We start from the raw sequence: 13,140 nt of genomic DNA on the forward strand, positions 1-13,140 counted from the left end.
ACGATAGTCGTGCCGGAGGCGTGACAACCTTCTTACCGAGGAGTAAGGTAACTCCTTACTACGGAGTAAGAACTCCATCGCGACAATCCGCTTCGAGAATCTGGTGAGGAAATGACCACGAACACCGAACCCCGCGACACCTCGTCCGTCGGCGCGCAGCCGCACAAGCGCACTCCGATCGGTGCGGCCATGCGCCTGCTCACGACCATCACGGGCTCCGACATCGCCGAGAAGTACCACCTGCGCGAGCCGATCAACCGGGTGGCCTTCCACGCCACCAAGACCGGATTCAAGACCCTCGGAGCGGCCAACCGCGCGTTCACCCAGGTCGCGAGCAGCGGAAAGCCGGAGCGTCCGGCCACCTCGTCGAAGGGCTTCTTCAACCTCAACCCCGACGAAGAGCAGGAGATGATCGCGGAGACCGTCCGCGACTTCTCCACCGAGATCCTGCGGCCGGCGGCATACGACGCCGACAACGCCGCCACCACTCCCGAGGACATCCTGAAGCGCTCGGCGGAGCTCGGCATCACGATGATCAACGTTCCGGAGGCCTTCGACGGAGCCGCCACCGAACGCGGTGTGGTCACCAACGCGCTCGTCGCCGAGGCCATGGCGTACGGCGACATGGGACTGGCCCTGCCCCTTCTGGCGCCGAGCGGCGTCGCGACCACCCTGACCAACTTCGGCAGCGACGGCCAGCAGCGCACCTACCTTCCCGACTTCGCGGGCGAGAACGTACCGTCGTCCGCGGTCGTCATCGCCGAGCCGCGCCCGCTGTTCGACGCCTTCGACCTGCAGACCAAGGCCAAGCGCGTGCCGAGCGGGTTCCGCCTCTCCGGCGTGAAGTCGTTCGTCCCCGCGGCAGGCAGCGCGGAACTGTTCATCGTCGGCGCGCAGCTCGACGGCCGTCCGGCCCTGTTCATCGTCGAGTCCGACAGCCAGGGTCTGGTGATCGAAGCCGATCCGGGCATGGGCCTGCGCGCAGCCGGAATGGGCCGGCTGCTGCTCGACGACGTGGCCGTTCCCGCCACGGCTCTCCTCGGCGAGGTCGAGGGAGACGACGCGGCGGCCGCGTACCGCGACGTGGTGCGCCTGTCGCGCCTGGGCTGGTCGGCACTGGCCGCCGGCACCGCGAAGGCGATGCTCGACTACGTGATCCCCTACGTCAACGAGCGCGAGGCCTTCGGCGAGCCGATCTCGAACCGCCAGGCGGTGGCGTTCATGGTCGCGAACATGGCGACCGAACTCGACGGCCTGCGACTGGTGACCCTCCGCGGCGCCTCGCGTGCGGAGCAGGGTCTGTCGTTCGCCCGCGAGGCGGCGCTGGCGCGCAAGCTCACCATCGACAAGGGCCTTCAGATCGGCCTCGACGGCGTGCAGCTGCTCGGCGGCCACGGCTTCACCAAGGAGCACCCGGTGGAGCGGTGGTACCGCGATCTGCGCGGCGCGGGCATCGGCGAGGGCATCGTCGTTCTCTGACGGCGAGACGAGTTTCAGGAGTCGACATCATGGCAATCAATCTCGAACTGCCCAAGAAGCTGCAGCCCACGGTGGAGCAGGCGCGCGATGCGGCGCTGGAGATCTTCCGGCCCATCTCGCGCAAGTACGACCTCGCCGAGCACGAGTACCCGGTGGAGCTGGACACTCTGGCGAACCTCTACAACGGTCTCGCCGCCGCCGGCCAGGCCGGTGCGGGCGCCGCGGGTGGTCGCGGCGACGCCAACAAGCAGCGACCGGAGGGCTACAACGCCAACGGCGGCAACATGCAGTCGGTCCTCAACGCCATGTGGGCGTCGTACGGCGACGTGGGGCTCATGCTCTCGATCCCGTATCAGGGACTGGGCAACGCGGCCATCGCCGCTGTCGCCACCGACGAACAGATCGAGAGCTTCGGCGGCGAGGTCTGGGCGTCGATGGCCATCACCGAGCCGAGCTTCGGTTCCGACTCGGCCGCGGTGACGACCACCGCGACGCGCGACGGCGACGAGTACGTCATCAACGGCGAGAAGATCTTCGTGACCGCGGGTTCGCGCGCCACCCACATCGTGGTGTGGGCCTCGGTGGACCGCAGCCTGGGGCGCGCGGCCATCAAGAGCTTCGTCGTCCCTCGGGACAACCCGGGCGTCACCATCGTCCGGCTCGAACACAAGCTCGGCATCCGCGCGTCCGACACCGCCGTGATCCGCTTCGAGGACTGCCGGATTCCCGCCACCAACCTGCTCGGTTCGCCGGAGGTGGACGTCAAGAAGGGCTTCGGCGGGGTCATGCAGACCTTCGACAACACGCGGCCGATGGTCGCCGCGATGGCTGTCGGCGTCGCGCGCGCCGCACTCGAGGAACTCCGCAAGCTCCTCGAGGAGGCCGGCCTCGAAATCGACTACGACCGTCCGGCCGCCGACCAGCCGGCCGCGGTGGCGGAGTTCATCCGCATGGAGTCCGACTACGAGGCCGCATACCTGCTCGCGATCCGCGCCGCGTGGATGGCCGACAACAAGATGCCGAACTCGCTGGAGGCGTCGATGTCGAAGGCCAAGGCGGGCCGCACCGGCACCGACGTCACCAACAAGGCCGTCGAACTCGCGTCCACCTACGGCTACTCCGAGCGCACCCTACTCGAGAAGTGGGCGCGCGACTCGAAGATCCTCGACATCTTCGAGGGAACGCAGCAGATTCAGCAGCTGATCATCGCCCGGCGCATTCTCGGGAAGAGCAGTGCCGAACTGAAGTGATCAGGCCGAGCCCGTAGGCTCTGCATTCCCGTCGCACGATCAGGGGCGGGGGATTCACGCCGCGGCGTCCTCATCGAGGGCTCCGAGCGAATCCCCCGCCCCTGACCCGTCCCCAGGCCGCCCCCGCGAGCTCGCCGGCCCCTCGACTAGGCACCACCCCGCCGGCCCCTCGACTAGGCACCACCCCGCCGGCTCGTCGAGTAAGCACCACCCTGCAGGTCCGTCGAGTAAGCACCACCCTGCAGGACCGTCGAGTAAGCGGAGGAACGAAGTGACGACGCGCATCGAGACCGCCCACCCACACACGTCCACCCACCCCTCCACCCTGCAGGACCGTCGAGTAAGCGGAGGAACGAAGTGACGACGCGCATCGAGACCGCCCACCGACCCCGTCACCCGCCCCGGTGACCTCCCACTTCCCGACGATCCATTGTGATCTGGGCAACCCCCGTGTACTCTCAGCGAAACTTTTGAAATAAGAACGTTTCACACGGGGGTCGAATTGAGAACACGCACATTCCTCGCCGCTGCGCTGAGCGCCGTGGCCGTCGTCGCGACAGCGGCGGGGACACCGGTCGCGCCCGCCCACGCCGACCCGGCCGTGACGCAGGCGCCGCTCGTTCCACTGCCACAAGAGCTCGACCCCGCCTTCTACCGACCTCCGGCCCGGGAAGTCGCCGCCGCCGCTCCGGGTGAGATCTTGCGTGCCCGGCGGATCACCCCCGCGAACTTCGGAGTCGCTCCCATCAACGTGGACGCGTGGCAGCTCACCTTCCGGTCCACCGACACCCGCGGCCGGGCGATCCCCGCAGTCACCACGATCCTCAAGCCGCGCGGCACCACGACCGGCCCGCGCAAGGTCGTCTCCATGCAGATCGCCGAGGATTCGACCGCCGGCTACTGCGCGACCTCGTACGCCGTCCAGCACCTCAACGCCGGCCCCCTTCTGGGTCAGGTGGTCGCTCCCGCCGAACTGCTCATCGCCCAGGGCTTTCTGAACCAGGGGTACGCGGTGGTGCTTCCCGACCACGAAGGCCCCAACCACGCTTACGGCGCCGGTCCACTCGGTGCCCGCATCACCCTCGACAGTCTCCGTGCCGCCAAGCGATTCGCGCCGTCGTCGATCACCGATGCCTCACCCATCGGCCTGTACGGCTATTCCGGCGGCGCCATCGTCACCGGGCACACCGCTGAACTCAAGAAGACGTACGCCCCCGAACTGAACATCGTGGGCGCCGCAGAAGGGGGAGTCCCCGCGGATCTCGAGGTGGTCCTCAAAGCCGCGCAGAACAACGTGACCAGCGGCCTCGTGCTCGGCGCGGTGGTCGGACTCACCCGCGAGTACGACTACTTCCGCACCTTCATGAACTCTCACCTCGACCCGCTCGGCCGGGCGGTGCTGGCACTCAAGGGTCCCCTCTGCGTGCAGTATCAGGCGGCGACCTTCCCGTTCCTGAACAACATCGGGTTCATCCGCGCACCGGGCGGCGCGCTGCGGGCACCCGCCGTGCGTCGGGTCTTCGACGACACCCGGATGGGCAAGAGCCTGCCCGACATGCCCATGTACATGTGGAACTCCGCCCTCGACGAGATCATCCCCGTGGGCCAGGTGGACCGGCTCGTCGGTCAGTACTGCCGCCGCCCGGGTGCTCGGGTGACCTACACCCGCGACCACCTGTCGGAACATCTCATCGCCGAGGTCTCCGGTGCGCCGCTAGCACTGTTGTGGCTGAAGGATCGGCTCGACGGCAAGCCGGCCGCACAGGGTTGCCGGACCAGTGACGACCTCACCATGACGTCGCGGCCACGATGGTGGCCGACGTTCTCGGCAGCGGTGGGCGCCGGGCTGGCGGCGCTGTTCGGCAAACCTCTGGGCGCGGAGCGCTAGCGGCATCCGGTCCGGGCTCGACCGATAGCCTAGACCGGTGACCGAACCTAGGCTCTATCGCGGCCAGTCGATGCACGACCGTCGCCGAGATCGGCGTCGACGCTTCTGTGACTCGGCGATCGCGCTGTTCGGCACCGACGGCTACGCGGCGACGTCCGTGTCAGCGGTCTGTCGGCACGCCGCTCTGTCATCCCGACAGTTCTACGAGGAGTTCGGCGACCGCGAGCATCTGCTCCGCACGGTCTACGACGAGACCGAGGACGCGGCGAGCACGGCCGTCATCGAAGCCGTCGAACGGTCACTCGAGACCGCCGCGGAGATCGAGGCGGTGTTCGACGCAGGGATCCGGGCATTCGTCGAATTCTTCGGCGCGGACCCTCGGCTCACCCGAATCTGCTTCGTCGAGGCAGTGGGTGTGAGCGCGGGGTTCGAGGAACACCGCGCCGAGCGCCGGACCCGGTGGGGTGCCTCGCTCGACGCGATCAGCGCGGCGGGCGCCGAGCGCGGATTGCTCACCGCGAGGCCCGACCCGCTGCTGTGGACCGGCTTCATCGGCGCGGTGAACGCCGTGATCGTCGAGCAGGTGCGATCAGCCGACCTGACCACCGAGGACACCCTCCGGGTGATGCGCACGCTGCTCCGACCCGGTGTTCTGGGCTGAGCGGGCTCGCGTCGAAACCTCTCCGCGCCGCACAGTGCCTCCTACGCTGATGAGATGACCACTGCCGCCAGAGCCGGGCGCCTGCTCCTCGCTCTGGCATCCATCGCCGTCGGCGTCCTGCTGGTGCTCCGCCCGTTCGCGAGCGTGCCGTGGACCGCCGCCGCACTGGCGATCGGCTTGATCGTGGCCGGACTCGTCGACCTCATCGAACCCCAGACTCGCCGGGAACCGCTCCGGCTCGCCGTCGCAGTCCTGCTGCCGCTGGTCGGTACCGTGCTGCTGATCTGGCGGAGTCTGTCGATCTTCGGTATCGCGGTGGCCGCGGCGATCGCACTCGCGGTGTGGGGCGTGGGCCGATGGGTGCGCGCCGCGCGCCGCGGCCCCGCGTGGTTCGCCGACGTGCTGTTCGGCGCAGCCGGTATCGCCACCGCTGTGCTCGCCGTGTCGTGGCCGGGTGTGAGCATCTTCATCGTCGTCGAGGCCGTCGGGCTGGCGCTGGTGTGGTGCGGTGCGGCCGAGCTGTTCGCCGGCATCCGTGGCCGGACCGCCGCGGCCGAACCCGGCCGGGAGCGGACCGCGAGAATCGCGCTGCGGACGGCCGCGGCAGCGGTCGCGACGATCGTCGCCGTGCCGCTGGTGATCGCGACATTCGTCGTCCGCGGCACCGCTGAGGAACCCGGCCCGTTCTATCGAGCCGAGCTTCCCGCCGGCGTGCGGCCGGGGACCCTGTTGAAGTCGGAGCCGACCGCCGCGGGCATCCCGCCGGGCGCTCACGCATGGCGCATCCTCTACTCCACCCTGCGCGGCGACCGGCCCGCACTGGCGAGCGGTCTCGTCGTCGTTCCGGACGGTCCCGGTCCGCACTCGCTGATCGCGTGGGCCCACGGGACGTCCGGCGTCGCCGAGAACTGCGCCCCGTCGATGACCTCGACACCGCTGGCACACCTGCCGGGCCTGAACGAAGTGGTCGGGCGGGGCTGGGCGCTGGTGGCCGCCGACTACATCGGGATGGGTACTCCGGGACCGTCGCCGTATGTGATCGGCCGGGGTGAGGCGCGCTCGGTACTGGACTCGATCCGGGCCGCCCGCGCGCTGCCCGGGGCGTCATTGACTCGGTCGACGGTGGTGTGGGGCCATTCCCAGGGCGGACACGCTGCACTGTGGACCGAACTGCTGGCTCCGTCGTACGCACCCGACGCCGGCGTGATCGCCACCGCGGCGCTCGCACCGGCATCGAATCTGCGGGCTCTCGCCTCCGGGCTGGAGACGATGGCGGGCGGCGCGTTGTTGGCGTCCTATGTGATGGACGCGTACACCCGCACCTACCCGGACGTCCGCTACGCCGACTACATCAAGACGCAGGCCCGCCTCCCGATGCGCGGAATGGCGGCGCGCTGTCTGTGGTCGCCCACGATGCCCGTCTCGCTCGCCGAGGCGCTCATTCTCGGCCACGACTTCTACACGCGCACGCCGACGTCCGGTCCGCTGGGCGCACGACTCGCCGAGAACACGCCGAGCGCGCGGCTGCCGCGGCCCACGCTCATCGCCCAGGGACTGTCGGACGAGGTGATCGCGCCGGCGTCGCAGAACGAGTACGTCGCCGACCAATGCGCCGCGGGCAGCGATCTCGAATACCGCACCTACCCGGGGCTCGGGCACATGACGCTCATCGACGACGACTCGCCCGCCGTCGGGTCGCTCATCGCCTGGACGCAGGACCGTTTCGCGGGTGCGGCGCCGACACCGAACTGCCCGGCACCGCATCCGGCGTGATCAGTGCCCGAGTTGATCCACCAGGGCCTCGAGCACTGAGAGGTCCTCGATGGTCGAGGGCACCGCGTACTCCTCACCGTCCACGATCTGCCGCATGGTCTTACGCAGGATCTTGCCCGACCGGGTCTTCGGCAGAGCCTGGACGACCGTGACGTCGCGGAAGGTGGCGACGGCGCCGATCTCGTCGCGGACCATCTGCACCAGTTCGGCGCGGAGCCGGTCCTCGTCGATGTCGGCACCGGCCTTGAGCACCACGTATCCGCTCGGCCGCTGTCCCTTGAGGTCGTCGTGAATGCCGACCACCGCGCACTCCGCGACGGCCGGATGCGCGGCGACCACCGCTTCGATGCTCCCGGTGGAGAGCCGGTGCCCGGCGACATTGATGACGTCATCCGACCGCCCCAGGACGTAGACGTACCCGTTCTCATCGATGTAGCCGGAGTCGCCGGTCAGGTAGTAGCCGGGGAACGCCTTGAGGTATGAGGAACGGAACCGCTCCTCGTCGCCCCACAGCCCCGCGAGCGTGCCGGGCGGCATCGGCAGCTTCACGACGATGTTGCCCTCGGCGTTGGGTCCGAGACGGCGGCCATCGGCGTCGACGACCTGCACGTCGTACCCGGGGACCGGGACCGTGGCAGTCCCGGGCTTGAGCGGCATGGGTTCGAGACCACGCAGATTGGCCACTATCGCCCAGCCGGTCTCGGTCTGCCACCAGTGGTCCACCACCGGGACGCCGAGCTTCTCCGAGGCCCATTCGAACGTGTCGGGATCGAGTCGCTCGCCCGCCGCGAAGAGGGTCTTGAACCGCGACATGTCGTACTGGGCCAGTTCAGCGGCCTCGGGATCGGCCTTGCGGATCGCGCGGATCGCCGTCGGAGCGGTGAACAGCGCCGACGCTCCGTGTTCGGAGATGACGCGCCAGAACGCCCCCGCGTCGGGTGTCCCGACCGGCTTGCCCTCGTACATCACCGTCGTCGCTCCGAGCAGCAACGGACCGTAGACGATGTACGAGTGGCCCACCACCCAGCCGACGTCGGAGGCCGTCCACCACACGTCGTCGGGCGACAGCCCGTACACGTTGCGCATCGACCAGTGCAGCGCCACCGCGTGACCGCCGTTGTCGCGCACCACGCCCTTGGGCTTCCCCGTGGTTCCCGAGGTGTACAGGATGTAGAGCGGGTCGGTCGCGGCCACCTCGACGGCGTCGGCCGGGCGCGCGGTCGCCATCTGCTGGTCCCAGTCGAGCCACCCGTAGTCCCCCGCCGATCCGGCCACCTGCGGTCGGTCCTTCACGATCACCGTCTCCGGCGCCGACACCGCGATCGCCAGCGCATCCCGCACCATCGGCAGATACTCGACGGTCCGGCCCGGCTCCAGTCCACCCGACGCGGTGACGATCGCGACCGGCTCGGCGTCGTCGATGCGCGTGGCCAACTCCGGTGCGGCGAACCCGCCGAACACCACCGAGTGCACGGCTCCGATCCGCGCGCAGGCGAGCATCGCGATCGCGGCCTCCGGGATCATCGGCATGTAGACGATGACGCGATCGCCCTTGGCCACGCCCTGCGCGGCGAGCACTCCCGCGAAGCGGGACACCTCGGCGAGCAGTTCGGCATAGGTGTACGTCCGCTTCTCGCCCACCATTGCGGAGTCCCAGACGAGCGCGTCACGATCGCCGCGGCCCGCCGAGACGTGACGGTCGAGCGCGTTCGCCGAGGTATTGAGCGTGGCATCGGGGAACCATCGGTAGATCGGCGGCTGGGAATCGTCGAGAGCCTTGGTCGGCGGACTGATCCAGTCGATGCCCGCCGCCGCGTCGAGCCAGAATCCGTCGGGATCGTCGATGCTGCGGGCGAAGACTTCTGCGTAGGTGGCCATTGGACAACGGTAGCAATCCGGTGACCGGAGTCACTTCTGCAGCGTGGACTCGGTCACACTTGGTCTCGGATTGATCACGGAAAGATAACAGCGGAATCCTCGCTCCCACCTGGGATCTTGCTGAGAATTACACGCTTGCAAGAGCAAGCGGATTGTGTCTCCGACCACAGCTTCGCGGTGTGACCTCACGTTTTTCACGACGTAGCGTCTCTTCCGTCCACGAACGCAGCCCGTTTTCGAGGGCTGCGCCCAAGGAGGAATGCCTGATGAGCCTTACCAAGCTCGCAACCCGCGCCGCGATCGCCGGCGCCTTGACCATCGCCCCGCTGACCCTGGCCGCCGGCGTCGCCTCGGCCGACACCGGCCACAACTGGGACGCGGTCGCTCAGTGCGAGAGCGGCGGCGACTGGTCGATCAACACCGGCAACGGCTACTACGGCGGTCTGCAGTTCTCGCAGTCCACCTGGGAGGCCAACGGCGGCACCGGCAGCGCGAACAACGCGTCCCGCGAGGAGCAGATCCGCGTCGCGGAGAACGTGCTCGCCACCCAGGGCCCCGGCGCCTGGCCGGTCTGCGGCGCGTACCTCTAAGTACGCCCGCACCCCTCAACTGGGAACCGCGCTCTCCGACGAGGCCGGTCGCTGTCGCAGCGACCGGCCTCGCGGTGTCGCCGGACCCACGCGGCCGGCACGGCCTAGGCTCGGGTGAAGGCGATCAGAGGAGGCCACCGGATGTCGACGCTCTCGTTCACCAGCCTCGGAGCGGCGGGAACCGTCACCGGTTCCAAGCATCTCCTCGAGCGCGACGGGAGGATGATCCTCGTCGACTGCGGGCTCTTCCAGGGCATCAAGAACCTGCGCGAGACCAACTGGCGCTCGCTGCCGGTGGATCCGCAGGCACTCGATGCGGTGATCGTCACCCACGCTCATCTCGACCACACCGGATACCTGCCGCGTCTGATCCGCGACGGCTTCCGCGGTCCGATCTATTCGACCCCCGCCACGCGCGACGTGGCCGACATCATCCTCCGCGACTCCGCCCATCTGCAGGAACGCGACGCGATGCTGGCCAACAAGCACCGGGCCACGCGGCACTCCCCGGCACGGCCGCTCTACGACGTCACCGACGTCGAACAGACCATGGCCCAGTTCCACACCCGCGCCGCGGACAAGTCGTTCTCCCCCACCCGCGAGGTCCGAGCGCTGTTCCGGGGCGCCGGCCACATCCTCGGCGCCGCCACCGTCGAGGTGGAGTGGGGCGGCGTCACCGTCGCGTTCAGCGGCGATCTCGGCCGGTACGACGATCCCCTGATGTTCGATCCCGAGCCGGTGCCCCGGGCCGACTACCTGGTGTGCGAGTCCACCTACGGCGATCGCGTGCGAGATCACGCGGACCCGGCCGCCGAACTACTGCGCATCATCACCGAGACAGTCGAGCGCGGCGGCACCGTCGTGATCCCCGCGTTCGCGGTCGGTCGGACGCAGACGATCCTCTATCACCTCTGGACTCTGCAGCGGGACGGGCTGCTGCCCCGGGTGCCGGTCTACGTCGACAGCCCGATGGCGATCAACGCAGGCGAACTGATGCGCTCGCATCCGGCGGCGCATCGGCTCGACGCGGCACACGTCGACGAGATGTTCGCGATCGCCGAGTACGTCCGCGACCCCGAACGTTCCAAACAGATCTCCGCCGACCACGGCCCGAAGGTCATTCTCTCCGCGAGCGGGATGGCGACCGGAGGCCGCGTCCTGCACCATCTGGCCGCATTCGTCGGCGGCTCACAGAACACGGTGGTCCTGGTCGGCTATCAGGCGGTCGGCACCCGCGGGCGGTCGCTGGCCGACGGGGCACGCTTCCTCAAGCTGTACGGCGAGTGGCTGCCGGTGCACGCTCGGGTGGAGAACCTGCACATGCTCTCGGCGCACGCCGACTCCGACGAGCTCATCCGATGGATGCGTGGCTTCGACGAGGCGCCGCGCCGGACGTTCCTGGTTCACGGCGAACCCAACGCCACGGAGTCGATGCGGCATCGGATCGACCACGACCTCGGCTGGCGGACCACCGTCGGACACCAGAACCAGACGTTCGATCTGACCTGACGCGCCGTCGATCGCACCGGAACGCCACTCGGGACACTCAGCCCCAGGTGCCGGCCTGCTCGACGATGAAGCCCGCGAGAATCACCGCGCTGCCGCCCACCTCGCCGATGATCAGCGCGACCATCGACGCGGTCAGCGACGGCGACGCCGGGTGGAACTGGTTGGTGGTGTCGCGTCGCAGTCCGTGCAGGCAGTAGGACGCGATCGCACCGACGAAGAAGACGAGGACGACGATCAACGCGACCATGTTGACCGCCGTCGACCACGCGCTGAACTGCGCGAACGCAGCCAGCAAGGCGGTGGCGAAGGAGTACATGAGTGCGGCGCGGTGAGCGATGTCGACGTATACGTGTGCCTGTCCGGTCTCGCTCCGCATGATGGCGGCGTACTTCCACACGCCGAGCAACAGCGCCCACAGAAAGATGACACCCGCGGCGATCAGCGCCACCTGAGCGGTGAGAGTCAGATTCATCGCACAAGTCTCGCAGATCGCCCGGGCCCGGCCGCGCCCCGTCTCCCGGCGCCGAGCCCCCGCGTCGTTGCTATGGTGCACGCATGGCCCCTGACCGCACATCGCTCCGCCGGTCGCGGCTGGTGCCGATCGTCGCGGTGCTGGCGGGCATCGCCGCGATCGCCTTCGTGGTGATCCGTTCCTCGCACGGGGTCGACGGCTCCGCCGACCGGGCAGGCAGTGCCGCATCGACGCCGGTCCGCTCGGAATGGGAGGACCGGGATCCGACCGATCCGATGACCTTCGGTCCGGTCGACGCACCCGTCGGTCTCGTGGTCTTCACCGACTACCAGTGCCCGTACTGCGCGAAGTGGTCGCACGACACGCTCCCGGCGCTACTGCCCTATGCCGACGCCGGCGATCTGCGCATCGAACTCCGGGACATGAACATCTTCGGCGATGGGTCCGAACGCGCCGCCCGCGCCGCCTACTCCGCGGCGCTTCAGGGGCATCTGCGCGAGTTCCATGCCGCTCTGTTCGCCGACGGCCGGCCGCGCCCGAAGAGCGCGCTCTCCGACGACGCACTGCTCGCCCTCGCCGGCGAGTTGAGGCTCGACACCGGCCGCTTCCGCACTGACTACGAGTCGCGCACCGTCTTGTCGGCGGTACGCAACAAGGCGAGTGACGGCTTCACCGCGGGCACTTATTCCACGCCCGCCTTCATCCTCGGCGGCCAGCCGATCCTCGGGGCGCAGCCGACGAAGGTCTTCACCGACAAGCTGCGGAGCGAACTCGACGCCGCCGGACGCTGAGGTGACCGTGCAGCCATGAATGTGGGACTCGCAGCCGCCTTCGTCGGCGGCGCGCTCAGTCTGCTGAGCCCGTGCAGTGCTCTGCTCCTGCCCGCCTTCTTCGCATCGACCGCCGGTTCCGGGCCGCGGCTGGTGATCCATTCGCTGGTCTTCTACCTCGGCCTCGTCGCGACGTTGGTACCCGTCGGGATCGGCGTCGGTGCGCTGGGTCGGTTGTTCGCCGAGCATCGTTCGGCGGTGGTCGCCCTCACCTCCGCGGTGCTCGTGGCGTTCGGCCTGCTGGCGATGTTCGGCCGGGGGTTCGACATCGCCGGCCGGGTGCCCGGAATCGAGGGATTGCGGGGTGCCGCGCAACGCCGGACGGGCCTGGTCCGCAGCCTGCTTCTCGGTGCGGCCTCCGGCGCCGCCGGGTTCTGCACCGGCCCGATCCTCGGCGCCGTCCTCACGCTGGCCGCGGCTCAGGGGGCGATCGCGGGCGCCGGCGTCCTGTTGGCGGTCTACGGAGCCGGCATCGTCGCGCCGATGTTCACGATCGCTCTCGTGTGGCAGCGGTTCGGCGAACGCGGCCGCGCGCTGCTGCGCGGTCGCGAGTTCACCTTCCTCGGCCGGTCGTGGCACAGCACTTCGGTGCTCACCGGCCTGCTGCTCATCGCGGCGGGCTGCGCGTACTGGATCACCGACGGCTTCGTCGGGCTGGCCGATCCCGAGGCCGGCTCCGGCGTCGCCGACCGGCTCCAGACCGCCGCCGAGGCACTCGCCCGCCCGGACGTCGACATCGCGCTCATCATCGCCGTCGTGACGTCGGTCGTGGTGTGGTGGTGGCGAGGGCAGCGGCAACCCGACTGAACC

At 69.1% G+C, this 13,140-nt stretch carries 11 protein-coding genes; 9 read left to right on the forward strand and 2 right to left on the reverse strand.

The genetic code is table 11. The annotated features are described in order from the left end of the window. Positions 1 to 111: 111 nt before the first annotated feature. From P5P27_RS14385 to P5P27_RS14405, 5 genes are all read left to right on the forward strand, one after another. Positions 112 to 1,479 (forward strand): acyl-CoA dehydrogenase family protein, encoded by a 1,368-nt coding sequence (locus P5P27_RS14385; RefSeq protein WP_278124610.1) that lies wholly within the window; start codon positions 112 to 114, stop codon positions 1,477 to 1,479. Between the two features lie 29 nt (positions 1,480 to 1,508). Then, on the forward strand, positions 1,509 to 2,729 hold the full coding sequence (locus P5P27_RS14390; RefSeq protein ID WP_006898279.1) for an acyl-CoA dehydrogenase family protein: 1,221 nt from the start codon (positions 1,509 to 1,511) through the stop codon (positions 2,727 to 2,729). Positions 2,730 to 3,231: 502 nt separating this feature from the next. Next, the gene (locus P5P27_RS14395) at positions 3,232 to 4,617 is read left to right on the forward strand and encodes a lipase family protein (RefSeq protein ID WP_006895481.1); all 1,386 of its coding nucleotides are present in this window, start codon (positions 3,232 to 3,234) and stop codon (positions 4,615 to 4,617) included. Positions 4,618 to 4,654: 37 nt separating this feature from the next. Next, positions 4,655 to 5,278 carry a TetR/AcrR family transcriptional regulator gene (locus P5P27_RS14400; RefSeq protein WP_278124613.1) on the forward strand — a complete coding sequence of 208 codons (624 nt, stop codon included), beginning with the start codon at positions 4,655 to 4,657 and terminating at the stop codon, positions 5,276 to 5,278. A 54-nt stretch (positions 5,279 to 5,332) separates the two neighbouring features. Beyond that, a complete protein-coding gene (locus tag P5P27_RS14405) occupies positions 5,333 to 7,051 on the forward strand; it encodes a lipase family protein (protein ID WP_278124616.1) in 1,719 nt (572 codons plus the stop codon). Here the strand turns inward: P5P27_RS14405 and P5P27_RS14410 are convergent, their stop codons facing one another. Next, positions 7,052 to 8,929, reverse strand: coding sequence for a propionyl-CoA synthetase (locus P5P27_RS14410; protein WP_278124618.1), 1,878 nt, complete (start codon positions 8,927 to 8,929; stop codon positions 7,052 to 7,054). It lies immediately after the preceding gene. A 266-nt stretch (positions 8,930 to 9,195) separates the two neighbouring features. Here P5P27_RS14410 and P5P27_RS14415 point away from each other — a divergent pair, with 266 nt between their 5' ends. Further along, positions 9,196 to 9,519 carry a transglycosylase family protein gene (locus tag P5P27_RS14415; protein ID WP_006895487.1) on the forward strand — a complete coding sequence of 108 codons (324 nt, stop codon included), beginning with the start codon at positions 9,196 to 9,198 and terminating at the stop codon, positions 9,517 to 9,519. A 141-nt stretch (positions 9,520 to 9,660) separates the two neighbouring features. Continuing rightward, entirely contained in the window at positions 9,661 to 11,028 is a 1,368-nt protein-coding gene (locus tag P5P27_RS14420; protein WP_006895489.1) for an MBL fold metallo-hydrolase RNA specificity domain-containing protein, read from the forward strand. 37 nt (positions 11,029 to 11,065) lie between these two features. Here the strand turns inward: P5P27_RS14420 and P5P27_RS14425 are convergent, their stop codons facing one another. Beyond that, complete coding sequence (locus tag P5P27_RS14425) at positions 11,066 to 11,500, reverse strand: hypothetical protein (RefSeq protein ID WP_006895491.1); 435 nt, start codon at positions 11,498 to 11,500, stop codon at positions 11,066 to 11,068. A gap of 83 nt (positions 11,501 to 11,583) precedes the next feature. Between P5P27_RS14425 and P5P27_RS14430 the strand changes: the two genes are divergently transcribed. Both P5P27_RS14430 and P5P27_RS14435 read left to right on the forward strand, forming a co-directional pair. After that, entirely contained in the window at positions 11,584 to 12,291 is a 708-nt protein-coding gene (locus P5P27_RS14430; RefSeq protein ID WP_222111171.1) for a thioredoxin domain-containing protein, read from the forward strand. Between the two features lie 15 nt (positions 12,292 to 12,306). Beyond that, positions 12,307 to 13,137 (forward strand): cytochrome c biogenesis CcdA family protein, encoded by an 831-nt coding sequence (locus tag P5P27_RS14435; protein ID WP_222111172.1) that lies wholly within the window; start codon positions 12,307 to 12,309, stop codon positions 13,135 to 13,137. The last annotated feature ends 3 nt before the right edge of the window (positions 13,138 to 13,140 follow it).

Origin of the sequence: Gordonia sihwensis (genome assembly GCF_029632925.1) — a bacterium.
GTDB classification, from domain to species: domain Bacteria; phylum Actinomycetota; class Actinomycetes; order Mycobacteriales; family Mycobacteriaceae; genus Gordonia; species Gordonia sihwensis.